Below are 18465 nucleotides of genomic sequence, written 5' to 3' on the forward strand. Positions count from 1 at the left end.
CGCCGTGGGGGGGTAGCTCAGCTGGGAGAGCGTCGCGTTCGCAATGCGAAGGTCGGGAGTTCGATCCTCCTCCTCTCCACCACGCTTCAACGACAAAACCGGCTTCGGCCGGTTTTGTCGTTTCCGGGCCGAGAGTTATCGCACGTTTTCAGGCTGCAACTTCTGTCTGCACGCTTCTTGACACAACGCAGCGAATCTTTGCTTGACGTCGAGCTTTCGCGCAGTGTTATGTTTCTATCCATGGGGAAACAGGCTTAGGAGCGGAAATGGCAGCAGCAAGCGGACGGATTATCGTGCAGGTGACGACGGGGCAGAAACGCGCTATCGCGCGCACTGCAAGACGGCTCGGATTGAACCTGGGAGAACTCATGCGTCAGGCAGCACAAGGCTTTGCACCGTCAGAAGACGAACGCGATCTGCTCGCCTTGATTGAGCGTGCAAATGTGTCTGCGAGGCAAGCGAGCGAATCACTCGTTGATACGTTGTCGTTCATCCAGGAGTCGAACAAGCGTATCGCTGCAATGACGGCGGAGAATGCGTAATGGGCGTGACTGACAAGTTGTGGGACGCGCTCACGACCGTCATCAAGATAAGCGACAACATGGTGTCGTTGAACAGCAGCGTCAAGGCGCAACAGGCGAAGGTCGAAGGGCTTACAGAGCGCGTGATCCGCCTTGAAACGACATTGGAGCTCCTGTTGCGCACCGGCGGCAATACCAGGAAACTGCCGCGCTGATTGGCGAGCCGCTGGATTGTTCCGTTCGCTCCGCTTGACCCGGGTTCTCCAGTGCCCAAAAAAAACCGCTCAGTGCCAAAGGCAGTGAGCGGGAAGATCGGAGAGTTACAACGACATCATGCGCTTTCATGGAGTACGCATGGGATGAAGTATGGCGCGGCGCTCATCGTTGAAAAATACGATAACTCCTAAAACGTCCGTTAAGTCATCCGTTTGTCCGGTTTGATTCGCTGATTGAAATGAAGCTCCCTTCAAGCGGCCGCGCCTTTCTTGCGATTCACAATCGCGGTTTCGGACAAATCGATTTCGCGCATCAGCTTGTTCAGGGTTTCGTCGTTGATAGCCTGGCGCGTGCGCAGTTTCAGAAGCTCCGATCGCTCCGCCCGCAGCGCGGCCATCTTCAGCTTGGTTTCGACCATCTCACTTTGTCGTGCGGAACGACGGGACTCTTCTTCATCGCCGAGTCCTTCAAGTCGCCGTCTGTACAAACTCATCACGCGTGCCGTGGAGTCCGCACAATGCGCCGCGCCGGTTTCATCCATCTGGCCGGTGAGTTTTTCCTGAGCTGCATCGATTGCACGAATCGCTGCCTGAGCTGCGTGACGGCGCGCGATGCGTTCTTCCGCCGCGTGTGGATCGCCGCGACGCTTCAATCCGCTCAGCAACAGCGGCAATCCAATCACGCCGATTAGCAGCGACATCAGGATTGTCCCCGACGCGATGAAAATAGCCAGATCACGTCCCGGCAACGCGGTACCGTTCGGCAGAACCTCGGGCAACGACAACACGCCGGCCAGCGTGACTGCGCCGCGCACGCCGCCAATAGTGGTCATGGCCACCGTGCGCACGCCCGGCACTGCGTTCGATACGCCATGCTTCGCGGCGCCGCGGCTCGCGACCCAGCGCAGCACCCACACCCACGCAAATCGCAACCCATAAAGCGCGATGACCACCGCGGCCACATAGCCCAGCAGCAAGCCCACTTGGTATAGACCATCGTGATGCGCCTCGATCAACGCGCGTCCGATGATGTGTGGAAACTGCAGCCCGAGCAGAATGAACACCATGCCGTTGAAGACGAACTCGATCATCGTCCAGGTGCTCGTCATGCGGATGCGCGCCGCCGTCGGGATGATCTCGCGCAGGCTCTGGAAGTTCATCATCATGCCGGCGGACACCGCCGAGAGGATGCCCGAACAACCGAGTTTCTCGGCGATCAGATACGCGGCGAACGGAATCAGCAACGTGAGGACGACGCCGGCGGCTGGGTCATCGTCGTCGGACATCTTTACGATCCGCCGTGGGATCGTGGTCACGAGCCAACTGATCACCGCGCCGATCACGAGGCCGCCGACGGCGATCACCACAAAACTTATAGATGCCGCGCGCAACGAGAACACGCCTGTCAGCGCCGCCGCGATGGCGAACTTCAGCGCGACCAGGCCAGACGCGTCGTTCATCAACGCCTCGCCTTCGAGGATGTGCATGAGGTTCGCCGGAATGCGTCCCTTGCCCGCAATGCCGCTCAACGCGACAGCATCTGTTGGCGATAACACCGCTGCCAGCGCGAACGCGACCGGCAAGGGCATGACGGGAATCATCACGTGCAGGAACCAGCCAAGCGCGCCCACCGTCATGAATACGAGGCCGAGCGCGAGCAGCAGGATCGCGCGGCGTTGCATGAAAAATTCGCGCTTCGGGATCCGCCAGCCGTCGGCGAAGAGCAGCGGCGGGATAAAGAGCATCATGAAGAGCTCGGGATCGAACGTGACGTGCAAGCCGAATCCCGGCCACGCGAGACACGCGCCGATTGCGATCTGAATGAGCGGCAAGGGCAACGTGAACGGCAACTTGCTGGCAAGCGCGCTCGTGATGAAGCCGGACAGCGCGACTGCCAGCATCAGAATGAGTACGGTGAAAACGATATCCATTTTTTTCTTGGTGCGGTAATCGGAGCAATGAGGAGCGAACTTCGTCCCGCCACGCTCTTTTGATAACAAAGGACCAAAGTTTAGCTTGGACGGGCGAGCCAGTCTGAATCGGGGCCGCGCACTGCAATGGTGCGATCCGCACGCCGTCCCGTGAAAGAGGCGTCTCGCCTCGGTGCACACGGTGACGAAAGCTCCGCAAACCACTCATGGCTCGTGAGCACGGAGCTTGCTTTATCCAGAGGGACGGGACGCGCAGATTCCCCGCTTAAAGATAATCGAGGGCAGTGTATGAAACCAGGATTGAGCGTGCGGGCGGCGCAGCAAGCAACGCAATCGATTGCGAAAAACAAAGAGGATGGAGTGCACGATACACAAACGCAGGCGTGCATTCGTCCGGGGAAGGCATGATGGCGATAGCGAATCCGGAGAAGATCAAGCCGATCTCGCCGCGGAATTTTGAACTGAGCGTGACATCGGGGTTCGACCGGTATTCGGTCGACCACGGCAACTGGACGCTATCGAGCGTCTTCCAGCCGGTGTTCAGCCTCTCGCACATGCGGGCGGTCGGATATGAGGGTTTGTTGCGTGCGCACGATGCGCTCGATCGCGCCGTGTCGCCGCTCGATGTGTTTGGTCAGGCCGCGCGCATTGGCGAGGCCATGCAGCTCGACCGCCTGTCGCAGGCGCTGCATCTGGAAAATTTCAACGTGCTGGGCGCTCAGAACGAATGGCTGTTCCTGAATGTCCATCCGGGTTCGTTGACCGAGCCGTATCACATGGCCGCGTTGCTGGCGAATCTGAAGCGCTTGAATATCGAACCGCGTCGTGTGGTGCTGGAGGTGCTGGAGGATCGGGCAGACGACATCGAGAAACTAGCCGAAGCCGTGCAGCATTTTCGTGAACACGGCTTTCTGATCGCGCTCGATGACTTCGGCGCGGGACATTCGAATATCGAACGGATATGGCAACTGGATCCGGATATCGTGAAGCTCGACCGCGTGATGCTGTCGCATGCCGCGCAGTCGGCGCATACGCTGCACGGGATGAGCCACTCCAAGCACCGGCGCAACATGGAGGCCATCCTGTGCGGCGTGGTTTCGCTGCTGCATGAAGCGGGCAAGCTGGTGCTGATCGAAGGCGTTGAAACCGAGCATGAGGCGCAACTGGCGCTCGCAAGCGGCGCGGATTTCGTGCAGGGATTTTTCTTTGGACGTCCGAATCCGGGTCTTGCCGATGCGCCTCAGGCGCACACGTTGATGAGCGAGCTGACGGAGCGTTTCCGCCTGCAGACCGAGGCGAAGGAGCGGCGGGTGGCAGCCCGTCTGCAACCGTATGTACGTGCGTTCGAGCGCGCGGCCGAGCGGCTGGCGGCAGGCGAGCCGCTGGAAGAGGTGTGCTGGAACTTCCTCGCCCTCGATAACGCCGCCCGATGTTTTCTGCTCGATGTCAACGGGCGGCAAGCCGGCCGGAACGTCGTCCTTCGGGCTGATCGGGCTGCCCATGAAGCGCGGTTGTTGCCTTTGATCGATGCTCAAGGCGCGAACTGGCTGCGCCGTCCCTACTTCAGGGACGCGCTGGGTGCGCCGGATCGCGTGCACGTGACGAAGCCGTATTTATCGATCAATGAAGCGCTTCCTTGCGTGACGTTGTCGGTGGAGACTCGCATGGGCGGCCAGCGCGTCGTGCTTTGCGGAGACATCGATTGGGAGGCGGAGGAGGAAGAGTAGGAATGGGTCGAGCTGATCCACGTGAATCAGCTCGCGTCTTTTCATTTCGCCACGACGACTGGAATCCCCCTCAGGGCGCCGGCGCCCTTGAGCTCATCCAGTGATGCCTGCACGTAGCGTCCCGTCTCGACCGCAATCCCGAGCTTCGCGCCCAGATCGCGTTCGCGCCGCTTCACCATCGATAAATTCGCCAGCTTCACGTGCCCATATCCGCGAATGCGTTCGTGCAGCAGCGCAAGCGTTTCGACGTCTTTTACGTTGTCAGGCGTCATCGCCCTGAGCGCGCGTTGAACGGTGATTTCGTAGTCGCCGGGAAGCTGGCGTTCCATCTTGCGTTCCAGCGACCGGCCGAACGGATCGATCACTGTTCCTCGCAAACCACGCACCTTCGACATCACGCCGAGCACCGGCCATAGCCATTGCCCGAACGTCATCTTGCGCGGCGCGCCGCCATTTTTCGCCTTCGATAAAACCGGCGGTGCCATGTTGAACTTCACGGCGAAATCCTGGCCGGCGGTTCCTTCGAACTGTGCTTCCAAAGCCGCGCGGAAAGCGGGATCGGTGTGAAGCCGCGCGACTTCGTATTCGTCTTTCACAGCAAGCAGCCGATAAAACGTCGTGGCGACCGCCCGCGTCACGGCATCGTTGCCGGATGCAGCGGCAACTGAAACCAACGAGCGGTATCGCGTCACATATTGCGAACCGCCATATGCCAGCAATCGCGCCTCGCGATCGGCAATCAACGTTTCGAGCGGCATCGCGTTCATTTCGATTCGTGGCGCGGCCGAGGTCTTGCGCAGTGCTTCAAGTGCGCCGATATCCGCAGCCGCCAATCGCCCGATGGCAAATGCGAGCTTGTTCATAGGTACAGCGACGTTGTTCAACTCGATGGCGCGCATCAACGCCGCGTGCGACACGGGCACGAGTCCGAGTTGCCACGCGTAACCCAGCATCAGGATGTTCGCGCCAATCGTGTCGCCGAGAAAGCGCGTTGCCAGCGCCTGGGCGTCACACGTGTTCATGCGCTCCGCGCCCGCTGCATGCTGCATCTTTTCGAGCAGCGATCCGGCGTGAAGATTCGCGTCCGGGTTCTGCACGAACGTCGCGTTCGGAATGGCGTGCGTGTTCACGACAATGCGCGTGCGGCCATGCCGGACGGTTTGCAATGCGTCGGCGCTCGCGCCCACGACCATGTCGCACGCGAGCAGCACGTCAGCCTGCTGGGTATCGATGCGAACCTGGTTAAGCAAAGCATCGGTCGCGGCGAAACGTACGAATGACAGCACCGCGCCGCCCTTTTGCGCGAAGCCCATGAAGTCGAGCACCGACGCGCTCTTGCCTTCAAGATGCGCCGCCATGCTGATGAGCGCGCCGACCGTGACCACGCCCGTGCCGCCGACTCCGGTGATCAGGATGTCGTACGGCGCGTTATCGAGTTTGAGCGCGGGTTCCTGCAACCCATCCACGCGTGCCGCGAGCGCCTCGGGATCGAATCCGTTGCCGGCCGCCTTCTTGAGTTTCGCGCCTTCCAGCGTCACGAAGCTCGGGCAAAAGCCGTTCACGCACGAGTAGTCCTTGTTGCACGACGACTGGTCGATGCGGCGCTTGCGTCCGAGTTCGGTTTCCACCGGTTCGACCGATAAACAATTGCTCTGCACGCCGCAATCGCCGCAACCCTCGCACACGGCTTCGTTGATGAACAGGCGTTTGTCCGGATCGGGGAATTCGCCTTTTTTCCTTCTGCGGCGTTTTTCCGCTGCGCACGTTTGATCGTAGATGAGGACCGTCACGCCTTTGATGTCACGCAAACGCCGTTGAACGTCGTCGAGTTCGCGTCTGTGGTGGAACGTCGTGCCCTTCGGAAACTGGTCGTGATGCCCGTCGTATTTTTCGGGTTCGTCGCTGACCACGACCAGCGTTGCGATGCCTTCCGCTTCGACCTGCCGCGCGATTTGCGGCACGGAAATGCTGCCGTCGACAGGCTGGCCGCCGGTCATTGCGACGGCGTCGTTGTACAGGATCTTGTACGTGATGTTCGTCTTCGCCGCGGCCGCCTGGCGAATCGCCAGGATGCCCGAATGAAAGTACGTGCCGTCGCCGAGATTCTGGAAGACATGCGGCGTTTTCGTGAACATGGAATGCGACACCCAATCCACACCTTCGCCGCCCATCTGGATCAGGCCGGTCGTGTCGCGTTCCATCCAAGAAGCCATGAAATGGCAACCGATTCCGGCTTGGGCAATCGATCCATCGGGCACCTTGGTGGATGTATTGTGCGGACAGCCCGAGCAAAAATACGGCGTGCGTTTGACGGCATCGGCGGCATTCGACAGGATTTGCGGCGCAACGAGATCGACAACTTTGTCGCGCCGATCAAGCGCCGGTTTGTGCCGCGCGAGCCAGTCGGCGAAGACAGGCAACACGCGCGACGGACGCAGTTCGCCAAGCGCGCTCAACAGCATTGCGCCGTCCTGCGCGTTCTTGCCGATCACAACCGGCCGCGCACCTTGTGTCCGGTTATACAAATGGTCTTTGATCTGCTGCTCGATCACCGGGCCTTTTTCTTCGATGACCAGCACTTCGGACAGGCCTTCCACGAACGTATCGAGCCGCGTGGTTTCTAGCGGAAACGACAAGCCCACTTTATAGATGCGCACGCCAGCGGCGTCGAGATCATCGACGGTCAGATCCAGACGGCGCAACGTTTCCATCAAGTCCAGATGCGCCTTGCCGCACGTCACAATGCCGACGTTCGCATGACGGCTTGGGGCGATCCATTTATCGATGGAATTGGTCTTGGAGAAATAGCGCACCGCTTCCAGCTTAGCGGCCAGCCGCGCTTCGATTGTCAGGCTCGGCAGGTCGGGCCAGCGATTATGCAAACCGCCTTCAGGCGCGATGAAACCTTCCGGCGCCGGCCAAACGGTCTGCAACGCATCGAGGTCGACGGTCGATCCCGACTCCACCGTTTCCGAAATCGCCTTGTATCCCACCCACGCGCCCGAAAAGCGTGACAACGCCCATCCATAAAGACCGAACTCGAGCATATCGGCGATATTCGATGGATTCACCACCGGCATATGCCACGCGATCATTGCCTGGTCGGACTGATGCGGCATGGATGACGACACGCAGCCGTGGTCATCGCCTGCCACGACGAGTACGCCGCCATGGGGCGACGAACCGTAGGCGTTGCCGTGCTTGAGCGCATCGCCGGCACGGTCCACGCCCGGGCCTTTGCCGTACCACATGGCGAACACGCCATCGACCGTGCGTTCAGGATCGGATTCCACGCGCTGCGTGCCGAGAACCGCGGTGCCCCCAAGTTCTTCGTTGATTGCGGGAAGGAAGCGCACGTCGTGCGACGCCAGCAGCTTCTTCGCCTTCCACAATTGTTGATCCACCATGCCAAGCGGCGATCCACGATACCCGCTCACGAAACCCGCGGTGTTCATGCCCGCAGATCGGTCCAGTTGCCGTTGCATCAGGACGAGGCGAACCAGCGCCTGCGTGCCGGTCAGGAAGATCCGGCCCTGAGTTGCGTTGAGGTTATCGGTGAGCTGATAGGCGGCGAGCGGCGGATGGTCTGCAAATGGGACACGCGCGTTCATGAAGTCTCCGGCGTTTATCGTTGGTATTGAGGGATGTCGTCATTCTTCCTCGCCATAAGCGGAGATTTTTTGCGTTTCTCGCGCTCATATGAGCTGCAGCGCAATGAAACCCATCTTATCGATCGCCGTTGAGTAGAAAAAGCCGGCCGAATGGCTAACGTGTGGTTAACCCGCACCGCGAAGTGCCCAGGAGCGGGTAATCTCAATGCTCCTGCTGCGACGAAGATATGCAGCCTCACAACGAGGAAGATCCGCCCATGAAGCTCTACTACTGGCCAAAGACTCGCGCGTTTCGCGCGCTGTGGATGCTCGAGGAACTGGGTGTGCCGTACGAGTTCGCATACGTGAACATCCGCGCCGGCGAACAAAACGAAGCGGCGTTCTGTGCGGTAAATCCCATGTCGAAGCTGCCCGCGCTCGATGACGACGGCGTCTGCGTTGCAGAGTCGGGCGCGGTGCTCCTGTATCTCGCCGATAAACACCCGCAGGCCGGCCTCGGCGTTCCACTCGACGATCCTCTACGCGGCCGCTTCCTCCAGTGGATGTTCTTCACGGGCGCTTGCCTTGAACCGGCAATGGCTGAAAAGATGATCGGCGCGCCCGGAAACAGCGTGAGTTTCGGCTGGGGTGATCTGGGTCGCGTGGAGAAGGCGATCGAATCGGCGCTCGCGCACGGGCCGTGGTTGCTCGGCGAGCGTTTTACAGCCGCCGATATCCTCGTTTCGAGCACGCTGCAGATTGCGTACATGGCGAAGCTGATCGAACCGGGCGGCGCGCTGTCCGAGTACGTCGCGCGTGCAACGTCACGCGAGGCGCATGAGCGCGCGGTATCGATTGATAAAGCCGAGGCGCAGAAGGCTTCGTCCGCTGCCAAAAATTAAGGAAACGTCTTTGGTTTGGGAATGCCCGCGCCGGCTTCAATGTCGGCGACCGCCTGTACATGCGCGGCATCGACGGCATCGGTCGGGCTCGACAAACCGTTGTCTCCGCCTATGGTTTTCCACGGCTGCACGGCTTTGTCGAGATGACGGATTTCGTATTCAGCGTCCCACCGCGTTCCCTCCAATTCAATAGGACGAACGTGGATTGAATAGACGCCGTAAAGAAAGAGTTGTTCGGACATGCTGAGTCTCCCGTCCAAGCTGAGTTAAACGGAAACGGCGGCGCGGGAAATCCAGTGCCGCCGTACATTTCAGAGTTCGATTTCGCCGAGAATCCGGTGCGCGAGCGCGCGGGCTTCGTCCAGCGCTTCTTCTTCGGAGAGGGATGTGGCGGCGACATCGTAGAGTTTCGGTTCGTCGCTATCCTCGCCGTCGTCCCGGACCAGCGAGACGACGCCCTGGAACTGGCCGTCGTCGGTCGGACGAACGCCGATAGTCGCGGTGTAGATGCCCTTCGTGTAGATCGTGTCTTCCATGATGCGCTCCGCCAAAGGTTGAAAACGATGCTAGCACGCGTATTTATCGCGCGTATGACCGTCTTTTTCGTAAGCGGTGAGCGCACGTTTCAGGCCAGCAGATCCTCGACTTCTTCGAGCGACGGAGAATGCGCGCCCGACATGCGGCAAGCCGCAGCGCCGGCCGCCAACGCAAACCGCAGATGGTCGGGCCAGCCGCCCGGCCGGGTCATGAGGCTGTAAAGCAAGCCGCCGATGGACGCATCGCCGGCGCCGACTGTGTCCGCGACCTGGACTTTAGGCGGCGTGGCTTGCCAGCTTTCCTCGCCGACATGCAAGGTTGCCTGCGACGAGCCGCGCGTGACGAGCACGGTAGCTTGCGGGTTCATCGCGCGGATTTCGGCGAGGGCGTCGGCCTCGTTTGCAATGTGCGGGAAGAGGCGTTGCAGATCTTCGTCGGAGACTTTGATGAGATCGGCGAGTGCCGCCATCTTGCGCAAGGTCGGCTCGTAACCGTGTTCCATCAGATTCCGGTAATTCGGGTCGAAGCTGATCTTCACGCCGTGTTCGCGCAGTTGCGCGGCAAGACCCGCGAGCGTGTCCCCAAGCGGCTGGCGCACGAGGCTGATGCAGCCGAAGTGCGCCCATTTCACGGCGTCCATCCAGCCGGACGGGAGCAGCGCGGGATCGAAGGCGAGGTCCGCGCCGTTTTCGCCCATGAAGTAATAAGTCGGTGGCTGCGTCTTGTGGACGATCGCCAGTAACGGCGGGCGTTCGACGCGCTGCATGAAGCGCATGTCGAGACCGGCGGCGACGCTCGCGTCCCAGAGTTCATCGGAGAAATTGTCCGTACCGAGCGATCCCGCCGACGCCGTCGGCAAACCGAGACGCGCAACGGCGCGCGCCACGTTCCAGCCCGCGCCGCCCGGACGCGAGAGCCAGTCCGACGGGCCGGTGCGGATCAGGTCGGTGAGGATGTCGCCAGCGGAGACGAATTGCGGGAAGGCAGGAGTGGAGGTCGTCGCGTTCATTGTCTGGCCGTCTCTGTTTCGGCGATGTGCTGGGTCGTGGTGGCTGAGGCTGATGTGTCCGGCGTATTGACGCCCAACGCGTTCAGCACCTCGTAGCACGCGCCCATCGTGTGGTAATCGGTCTTGCCGGCGGGGCTTTTTTCATCGCCGTATTTGCGGTTGTCGCAGGTCAGGATGCGGAACCACGCGCCGTATTTGTGATCGACGAAATGCGCCCAGCTATAGCGCCAGAGTTCGTCGTAGCAATCCCAGAAGCGTTCGAGGCCCGTGCGTTTGCCGAGCAGCGCGGCCGTGGCGAAAGTCTCGGCCTGAACCCAGAAGTATTTGTCGTGGTCACAAATGGAATTGTCGGGGCCGAAGCCGTAGTAGAGGCCGCCGTGCTGCTCGTCCCACGCGCGGTTGAAGCCGGCGTCGAACAGTTCGATAGCGCGCGGTGCGAGCCACGGCAACGCCCGATGCCGCTCCAGGATCAGCAGCAGCTTTGCCCATTCGGTCTGGTGACCGGGCTGGAAACCCCACGGGCGGAAGATGTTCGAACTGTCGGATTCGTTGTAATGCCAGTCGACCGACCAATCCTCGTTAAAGTGTTCCCACACGAGGCCGTTCGAAAGCCGCGCCTGACGCAGCGTGATGTTGCCGGCGATCTTCTCTGCCCGGTCCAGATAAAGCACATGGCCGGTCGCCTCGTACGCGGCGAGCAGCGCTTCGGTCGCGTGCATGTTCGCGTTCTGCCCGCGATAAGGCGACAACTGCCAGTCGGGCGTGGCTTCGTCGGCGTAGAGACCGGCATTCGCATCCCAGAAGTGCTGGTCCATCAACTGGAAGGTTTCATCTATTAGAGGCCGGGCTTCGTCGATACCCGCCATCGCCGCGTGCGCACACGCGAGCAGCACAAACGCGTTGCCGTAGCAATGCCGCGTGCCGTCCAGCGTGCGTTTCGCGCCATCGCGCCACTCGATCTCCCAGTCGTAACCCTGGTTCACGGCGTCCCAATGGGAGTTGCGCAAAAACGCAAACGCGTGGCGCGCGTTGTCCAGATGGTGCTGGCCACCGAAATGGCGAAAGGCCATCGCGTGATTGAAGACAAAGCGCGTACTGCTGACCAGATGCCGCGTGGTGTGGTCGTAGACCGTGCCGTCATCTTTGAAGAAATGATAAAACCCGCCCGATGGATCGCGGGCCGTCCGCTCGTAGAACGCGAGCGTGTGGCGCACATGATCGAGCAGGAAATCGCGGCTGCGGAAGTCCGGTTCGGCCCGGTCCGCCGCCTGGAACGCGGTTGAGTTCATACCGATGTCTGTGTCCGTGTTATTGCCGAGCTCGCGCGCGGAATCAGGCGCACGGGCACGAGCGTGTCGGTGGTGATGTCCATGTCGGCATCGCTGGCGTCGTTGTTTTGCGCGGTTTCCAGCAGCAGGTCCACGCCGCGACGGCCAAGCGCCTCCTTGTCCACCGTGACCGTGGTGAGCGGCGGCGTGCTTTGGGCTGCGGCGGGAATGTCGTCGAAACCGACAAACGCCACGTCTTCCGGAATTCGCAGCCCGTGCGCCACGCAGACACGCATGGCGGCGAGGGCCGCTGCATCGTTATAGGCGAAAACAGCGTCCGGCAGCGGCTTCGATTGCTGGTGAGCTTGCGCGATCAGGCGCTCCATGGCGTCGGCGGCGGCGACTTCCGCGTCGATGGCCGGCTGCGTCGTCACTTCGAGCGTAGGGTCGAAAAGCATGCCGGCTTCGAAGTACGCAAGCCGGTAGCCCATCGCCCGCTGCGCGATGCTGTAGTGCGCCAGCGACCCGCCAATGAACGCAATGCGCTTTCTGCCCATGGCAAAGAGATGCTGCATGGCGAGCGCCGCGCCGCGCGTGTTGTCGACGTTGACCGAACGGAATCCCGGCGCGTGCAGGTCGATCAGCACGACGGGCCGGTTCATCGAACGCAGGTGAGCAAGCAATTCAGGTTCGATGAATCCCGCGACGGCCACCGCGTCGGGTGCGTGAAGCCGCATTTGCTGGGCGAGGTCGTGGGTCGGGCCGGCTGTCAGTACCGAAGGCACCAGCCGCCGCTCGCGGCACGCTTCCTCGAAACCATGCAGGACGTGGGAAAAGAACGGGCTGACCGCGAAATTATTGTGCTGGCGATGCAGCAGGAAGGTGACGCGCCGGATGCGCGTGCGGAGCTGGGCGGCGTCGTAGCCGAGTTGCCGCGCCGCTTCCACTACACGTTCGCGCGTCGCTTCCGACAAACCCGGCTGGTTCTTCAGTGCCCGCGATACCGTGCCGATCGACACGCTGGCTGCGCGTGCGACATCACGAATGGTTGTACCCATCTGTCTTTCAATCTCCGCATGCGTGTTCTATGGTTTATGAAGCTCGTTCGGCCGGTGTTTATCGGTAAAGCGAGGTTCGCATGATCGCGGGGATTGTATAGTAAAACGATGGGCATTTTACCGTCGCGGGCCTTAGAGAAAACCCGCAACGGCTTGCTGACAAGACTTTCGGTTTGCTTCCTTGTTTAGTAAATGGGATCTAACGGGCTTCGCGCTGATGCACCGACGCCTTGTTCGATGACCACACGTCGAGCACGAGGTCGTCGTCTTCATAGTGCGACAGGGCCGGAATCGCAAGCGTTGCGCGGAGTTCGGCGTGAACGTCGTCGCCGGTAAATCGCCATCCTTCGATTGGCCGACGCCAGTGGCACGCAACCACGGTTCCGCCTGCGCACAGGGAAGACGTCAGCCGTTGTACCAGCCGTCCGAGCTGGTCGTGCGTCAGGTAATAAGCCACTTCGCTGACGACAATCAGGTCGAACTCGCCGTCGGGCCAGTCATCGGGCATTGCGCGTTGTTCAACCTGGACGTGGCGCAGATCCGCCACTCGGCGACGCGCCAGATCGACAGCCGCCGGATTCAGATCCGCCGCGAGAAGCGTGTCGCAACGCGCCGCCAGTTCGGCCGTGAATTCACCGTTCGCACAGCCGGGTTCGTAGGCGCGGCGGTAGCGTTCATCGGGTAATGCGGCGAGCGTCAATGCCCGCTTGCGGCGTTCGTACCAGCGGTCGCGAAGCAGCCAGGGGTCGTCACTACGCTTGTACAGGCCGTCGAAATACTCGTGCGCGTTCGGTTCGCCGGTCATATCAGGACGACCTCGTAGGGGCGCGTGAGGCGCTCCAGCACATGTGCCGGGAGAATGGCGTCGCGGCCCGTGGAACCATCGGCTTCTATCTGGCTGCGGAACGCCTGGACCGCGTGAACCTTGCGAGCGAGGGTTGCGTCGTCAAGCGAGATGCGGCGCGCACGGCTCCAGGGCACGCGCGAATCGTCGGGCGCTGCCCAATGCCACGTCCAGACCGGAACTTCCACGAAGGGTAGATCAAGTGCGCCGGCAACGGCTGTAACCGCCCGGCCGACCGATTCGTGGTCGGGATGGCCGTCATAGCGCCAGGTGCCGAACACGACGTCCTCGGGTTTCAGGTGCGCTTCGAGCGCTTTCGACAGGTCTGACTCGAAGGTGTTGCCGCCGCCATCCGGCAAATGGAGCCGAACCAGCGCAACGTGGCGCATCCGCAATCGCTGGAGCGCGTCACGCGTTTCCTGCGGCCGCGTGGCGGCGAGGCGCGCGGCTGGCCATTCAGGCGAATCGGGATGGCTTGCGGTGCCATCGGTCACCGCAATGATCAATACCTTGCGGCCTAAATCGGACAGACGTGCGAGCAAGCCGCCGGTGCCGAGGATTTCATCGTCGGGATGCGGAGAAACAATCACCGCACGCGCGCCCGGCGGGACGAGCGTGCCCGGATCGACTTCGGGGAGAGTGGAAAGTTGCTCCGAGCTTTGCCATGCAGCTTCTGGCGTGCCGCGTCCCTCGATTGCCCGATCATTGTGCTCTGCGTTTTCCACTTGAGTAACTACAGGTTCCATGCGCTGCCTTCCTCTTTCACGATCCGCTCTGCAAGCGCGGCTTCGTCGCGTTCGGCGTGACTCTGCCGGATAAAGACGGGTAGATCAGCCATCAGGCTGGCGAAATGGCGATTACGACAAAGCGGCGCCGCGCCAAGCGCACGCCCCGCACGTTCGATGACTTCGATTGCCGCCCGCTCCGCCGCAAGCCGCGCGCGAAACGCGCCCGGCATCGCGTCGGCGCGAGGCTCGCGGTCAATCTGCGCAGCCGTTTCCCGCAGAAGGCTGGCTGTGCTGGCAAGTGCGGTATCGATAGCGCCAAGATGCGCGAGCTTGTACGGGTCGGCGCGACGCGTCGCGTCCTGCTTGACGAAGTTGCCGATAGCCGCCGCCGCGCCGAACCAGCACGCGGCAATTCCGCCGCCGCCATGCCAGAAACCCGCGCGTTCCAGATAAGCGCGTGGCGCGCCGATGCGCGCAGCGTGGGCGTTATCGAAGTGAACGTCCACGCTGGCGCTCGCGGACATGCCCACCGCCATCCAGCCCTCATTAGTGACTCGAACGCCCGGCTGACGCAGATCGACGGCGGCCAGGATTGGCTCGTCCTTTTCGTTCCAGGCGGTAACGAGCGCGTGGCTTACCGACGCCGCGCCCGAGCACCACGCCTTGGTGCCCTGAAGCGTGAGCGCGCTCCCGCCGTCCGACGATGCGCTCGCAGCGAGGCGTGCGGTCGGCGGCTCGGCTGCCCAAACGCCCCATGTCTGGCCGGCTGCCGGAGCAAAGCCATCGCCAATTTCCGCGATGATTGCGAGTGCATCGGTATGTCCTTCGTATAGCTTGACCAGCGCCAGGTCGCACGCGGCGACGGCGGCAAGGGAGCGCCACCGCTCGAGCGTCGCGCCCTTGCCGGGAAGCGGCAGCCGGTCGAGACCGGCGTCTATTAATGCCTGCAGAGCGTGGGCTGTGTCTGTGGCGGAGCCTCGCTTGAAGCGGAGCTCGCGCAAAAACGGATCGAGCGCGGACGAAGTCGCGATGCCGTCAGTCATTCTTTGCATGATGAAATCCTGGCCGCTTCGATTAGAACTTGATGGAAACGCGTGCGGGCCGTTCGCTGCCCGTGACGATGCGTTGTCTTCAAGTGTGGCAAGGCACATGCCCGGCCACCAGTCCGCCAAACGGCATATGACGTGAAGCGAAGCGAAACAGTCGATTTGCCCGACGGCGAATCAACTCATATCCCATTCGACCGAGTCGACAGGACGCCTGAACAGACTTCAAATAGCAAAAAAGCCGCACGGGGCGGCTTGATGCTCGGTTAGATGGAGTGGTTATGCTGATTCTGCAACAGGTTGCTGCAATGTTCCCAGGGGAAGCAAAGAGCCGGAGCTTATTGGCGAACCTGCGCGCCTGCGCTTTGAGACTGGTTCGCTTCTTCGCCGGAAGTATCGCGTGCGCCCCAGCGTTGGGCGAGTACTGCGCAGGTCATCAGCTGGATCTGGTGGAACAGCATCAGCGGCAGCACGACCGCGCCTACCGCGTGCGAGGCAAAAATGACCTTCGCCATCGGAATCCCCGACGCCAGGCTCTTCTTCGACCCGCAAAAGATGATGGTGATCTGGTCCGCCCGGTTGAACCCGAGCCGTTTGCTGGCGAAGGTCGTGACCAGCAGCGCCACGGCCAGCAGCACGATGTTGACAACCACCAGGCCGCCGAGCGTCTGCAAAGAGATGGTGTGCCAGATGCCTTCGTTCACCGCTTCGCTGAACGCGACGTACACGACCAGGAGAATCGAGCCCTGATCGACAAAACGCAGGATGCTGCGATTCTTGTCGAGCCATTTGCTGATCACAGGCCGCAGCAACTGCCCGGCAATAAAAGGAACCAGCAATTGCAGCACGATATTGCCGACCGTATGCCAAGCAGATCCCGCGCGGCCGGCACCGTCCGTTACAACCAAGCCCACGAGGGCGGGTGTGATGAAGATTCCGAGCAGGCTGGACGCCGACGCCGCGCAGACGGCGGCCGGCACGTTGCCTTTGCCAATCGACGTGAACGCGATGGACGACTGCACCGTGGAGGGCAGCGTGCAGAGAAACAGGATGCCCATGTAAAGCGCGGGTGTGACGAGTGGGGTGAGGATGGGTTTCAGCGCCAGTCCCAGCAACGGAAACAGCGCAAACGTGCTCAGCAGGACGACGATATGCAGACGCCAGTGCGTCATGCCAGACACGATGGCTTCGCGCGACAGCTTTGCGCCGTGTAGGAAAAACAACAGTCCGACCGCGATGTTCGTCAGCCAGTTGAAGCCGACAGCAGCGGCACCGCGACAGGGCAAAAGGCTGGCGAGGATCACTGTGCCGATCAGGGCAAGGGTGAAGTTATCGGGAAGGAACTTGGGGCGAGTCATTGAAGATTCTTGGCAGTTTGCGGCGTAAAGGTACTGAACGGGGACCGACGCCTCTCATGGACGACCGAAACCGCTCGAACACGCGTCGAGAACGCCTATTTTCGCCGGATAGCCATTCAATATGCAAATTCATTTAAATGATTTATTAATGCGGCAAACGCATGAGTTTCGATGCTCGAGTGTGGCCGGTAGGACCAGCCGCGTACCACTGGTCCCAGAGCGGAATTCTTGTTTTTCACTCATACAAAACGGGCATCCGCACTTACCCGGATCGGCAAAAAAGTGTGAAGTAACATGGTGTTACAACCATCAGGAAGACCTAACACTTTTTGGCTCGACGCCGATCACCGGGCACAATAAATTGACTGGTAGACCGGTTGGCGGGACGTCATCGTATAGACGAAATGTCCTGATCATCCGACAGCAACCGGTCGGCGATGCAAACGGAACACACGTCCAAAGCACGCTGGAACGAGTCGGACGCCCTGCAGTATCGACATGTCGCTCATCCGAATCCGCCACGCCCGTCGCTTGTTTCTCGCCGCTGCAGCCGGTCTGGTTGCGGCGTCGGCAATGTGTGCAACGGTGGCGTTCGCCGGTGGTGCCGGCTCGAATGGCGCGGTGCTCGCGCATGGCGCTTTCAATCGCGGCGGCGATGTGCACGGGCAGTGGCAAGCCGTGAATCGACGCGCGATGCGAGTCGACGACGTCGACAGTGGCGCGCGGCCTTTTGGTTACCAGCGCGTTGCCGCCGGGTCCGGACTCACGCCGGTCAGCGCGGAAGTCCGTGGCGGAGCGCGTGCCGATCAAGGCGCGCAATTGCATGGCGGCGGGTCGATCCGCGCGGACATCGCGCGTTACAACGAAGAGCGCAGCACGCCACGTGCATCGGGTCGTCCGTCGGACGACCCCCGCTCGCCCGCAAATTCCCCGTACCGTAATTAGTCCATAAACCGAATCGTCGAAGCTACGTGAAGCTCGTTGTTTAAATATCGGTGATAGTGCATAAGCACATTAATCGATCCATGCATTTTTTAATACCGATTCGAACGCGCGGCGATTAAGCCAGTTTCCTTTTCTCATCCGAAACAAAAAACAATTCCGTCGTCTACGGGAAGCATGGCAATGACGTAATGACGCCACAGTTTCTAGACTACCGGCTGCAGTTCCCTTCCTCCCAAAATCATCTGCATTAACAATGCGCTCTGTCTGATTTTTGCGTGCATTTTCAATGTCCGCTCCAGAGTAACCGGCGCGTCTGCGCCGTAGCGTATGGCGCGCGGGGCAATCGATGCGTGCAATCAATCACCGGGTTCAACCGCGGCGGCTTGCGCCGGATCACGTTTCGGTTAAGTCCGTCATGCGCAACCTATTCAAAACGCTATACGCGGCATAAGCAAAGTTATTTTTGTCCGGAAAAATGATCCGTAAAGATGGTCCCCGCCCTGAGTGAGCTCCATCAGCGCGTACACCGTTCAGCGTACGCCAAGAGTCATGTCATTGAGCCATGCCCGGGTGACGCTTGAATCAGGTTGTCCATAACGGGCATTCATAAGAACAGTTAAATAAAGAGCGAGGCATTCATTGCTCGCGACATCCCGGTTTTAACGTTGATACGACAGGAGAGTCCATGAAGCCAACCGTGAACCGCGTGCTGAAAGCCGCGGGCAAGGCGACCGTTACTGCTGGCATGTTCGGCTTGCTTGCCGCCAGTTCCGCCCAAGCGCAATC

At 60.9% G+C, this 18465-nt stretch carries 16 protein-coding genes and 1 tRNA gene; 6 read left to right on the forward strand and 11 right to left on the reverse strand.

Going from position 1 to position 18465, the window contains the following annotated elements; all coding sequences use genetic code 11:
* Positions 1 to 6 precede the first annotated feature (6 nt).
* From ACFFAR_RS05980 to ACFFAR_RS05990, 3 genes are all read left to right on the forward strand, one after another.
* Positions 7 to 82, forward strand: a tRNA-Ala gene (locus ACFFAR_RS05980).
* A gap of 184 nt (positions 83 to 266) precedes the next feature.
* Positions 267 to 542 carry a hypothetical protein gene (locus tag ACFFAR_RS05985; protein WP_062168677.1) on the forward strand — a complete coding sequence of 92 codons (276 nt, stop codon included), beginning with the start codon at positions 267 to 269 and terminating at the stop codon, positions 540 to 542.
* Entirely contained in the window at positions 542 to 736 is a 195-nt protein-coding gene (locus tag ACFFAR_RS05990) for a hypothetical protein (protein WP_062168679.1), read from the forward strand. Before ACFFAR_RS05985 ends, ACFFAR_RS05990 begins: the two co-directional genes overlap by 1 nt.
* 251 nt (positions 737 to 987) lie before the next feature.
* On the opposite strand, the gene ACFFAR_RS05995 is transcribed toward ACFFAR_RS05990, so the two are convergent.
* Positions 988 to 2667: a Na+/H+ antiporter gene (locus tag ACFFAR_RS05995; protein WP_086383260.1), complete on the reverse strand. Its 1680-nt coding sequence runs from the start codon at positions 2665 to 2667 to the stop codon at positions 988 to 990.
* Between the two features lie 407 nt (positions 2668 to 3074).
* Here ACFFAR_RS05995 and ACFFAR_RS06000 point away from each other — a divergent pair, with 407 nt between their 5' ends.
* Positions 3075 to 4394, forward strand: coding sequence for an EAL domain-containing protein (locus ACFFAR_RS06000; RefSeq protein ID WP_062168683.1), 1320 nt, complete (start codon positions 3075 to 3077; stop codon positions 4392 to 4394).
* 41 nt (positions 4395 to 4435) lie between these two features.
* Here ACFFAR_RS06000 and ACFFAR_RS06005 read toward each other — a convergent pair whose 3' ends face one another.
* Positions 4436 to 8005 (reverse strand): indolepyruvate ferredoxin oxidoreductase family protein, encoded by a 3570-nt coding sequence (locus tag ACFFAR_RS06005; RefSeq protein WP_174362187.1) that lies wholly within the window; start codon positions 8003 to 8005, stop codon positions 4436 to 4438.
* A 257-nt stretch (positions 8006 to 8262) separates the two neighbouring features.
* Here ACFFAR_RS06005 and ACFFAR_RS06010 point away from each other — a divergent pair, with 257 nt between their 5' ends.
* Positions 8263 to 8886, forward strand: coding sequence for a glutathione S-transferase family protein (locus ACFFAR_RS06010; RefSeq protein WP_062170358.1), 624 nt, complete (start codon positions 8263 to 8265; stop codon positions 8884 to 8886).
* Here ACFFAR_RS06010 and ACFFAR_RS06015 read toward each other — a convergent pair.
* The 9 genes from ACFFAR_RS06015 to ACFFAR_RS06055 all read right to left on the reverse strand — a co-directional run bounded on the left by ACFFAR_RS06015 (position 8883) and on the right by ACFFAR_RS06055 (position 16734).
* Positions 8883 to 9128, reverse strand: a complete 246-nt coding sequence (locus ACFFAR_RS06015; RefSeq protein WP_062168687.1) for a hypothetical protein — start codon at positions 9126 to 9128, stop codon at positions 8883 to 8885. The two genes, ACFFAR_RS06010 and ACFFAR_RS06015, sit on opposite strands and share 4 nt — an antisense overlap.
* A 69-nt stretch (positions 9129 to 9197) precedes the next feature.
* Positions 9198 to 9422, reverse strand: coding sequence for a hypothetical protein (locus tag ACFFAR_RS06020; protein WP_062168689.1), 225 nt, complete (start codon positions 9420 to 9422; stop codon positions 9198 to 9200).
* Positions 9423 to 9511: 89 nt separating this feature from the next.
* Positions 9512 to 10432 carry a carbohydrate kinase gene (locus tag ACFFAR_RS06025; protein ID WP_062168691.1) on the reverse strand — a complete coding sequence of 307 codons (921 nt, stop codon included), beginning with the start codon at positions 10430 to 10432 and terminating at the stop codon, positions 9512 to 9514.
* Positions 10429 to 11721, reverse strand: a complete 1293-nt coding sequence (locus tag ACFFAR_RS06030; RefSeq protein WP_174362188.1) for an AGE family epimerase/isomerase — start codon at positions 11719 to 11721, stop codon at positions 10429 to 10431. The genes ACFFAR_RS06025 and ACFFAR_RS06030 overlap by 4 nt, the downstream gene beginning before the upstream one ends.
* Positions 11718 to 12758 (reverse strand): LacI family DNA-binding transcriptional regulator, encoded by a 1041-nt coding sequence (locus tag ACFFAR_RS06035; RefSeq protein ID WP_062168695.1) that lies wholly within the window; start codon positions 12756 to 12758, stop codon positions 11718 to 11720. The genes ACFFAR_RS06030 and ACFFAR_RS06035 overlap by 4 nt, the downstream gene beginning before the upstream one ends.
* A gap of 199 nt (positions 12759 to 12957) precedes the next feature.
* Positions 12958 to 13563: a trans-aconitate 2-methyltransferase gene (locus tag ACFFAR_RS06040; protein ID WP_062168697.1), complete on the reverse strand. Its 606-nt coding sequence runs from the start codon at positions 13561 to 13563 to the stop codon at positions 12958 to 12960.
* Positions 13560 to 14348, reverse strand: coding sequence for a PIG-L family deacetylase (locus ACFFAR_RS06045; protein WP_174362189.1), 789 nt, complete (start codon positions 14346 to 14348; stop codon positions 13560 to 13562). Before ACFFAR_RS06045 ends, ACFFAR_RS06040 begins: the two co-directional genes overlap by 4 nt.
* Complete coding sequence (locus ACFFAR_RS06050; RefSeq protein WP_375507636.1) at positions 14336 to 15382, reverse strand: acyl-CoA dehydrogenase; 1047 nt, start codon at positions 15380 to 15382, stop codon at positions 14336 to 14338. Before ACFFAR_RS06050 ends, ACFFAR_RS06045 begins: the two co-directional genes overlap by 13 nt.
* Before the next feature lie 332 nt (positions 15383 to 15714).
* Positions 15715 to 16734 (reverse strand): bile acid:sodium symporter, encoded by a 1020-nt coding sequence (locus ACFFAR_RS06055; RefSeq protein ID WP_174362190.1) that lies wholly within the window; start codon positions 16732 to 16734, stop codon positions 15715 to 15717.
* A gap of 498 nt (positions 16735 to 17232) precedes the next feature.
* Here ACFFAR_RS06055 and ACFFAR_RS06060 point away from each other — a divergent pair, with 498 nt between their 5' ends.
* Entirely contained in the window at positions 17233 to 17679 is a 447-nt protein-coding gene (locus ACFFAR_RS06060; protein WP_174362185.1) for a hypothetical protein, read from the forward strand.
* Positions 17680 to 18465: the final 786 nt, after the last annotated feature.

The organism is uncultured Caballeronia sp., assembly GCF_964243625.1.
Classification (GTDB): Bacteria; Pseudomonadota; Gammaproteobacteria; order Burkholderiales; family Burkholderiaceae; genus Caballeronia.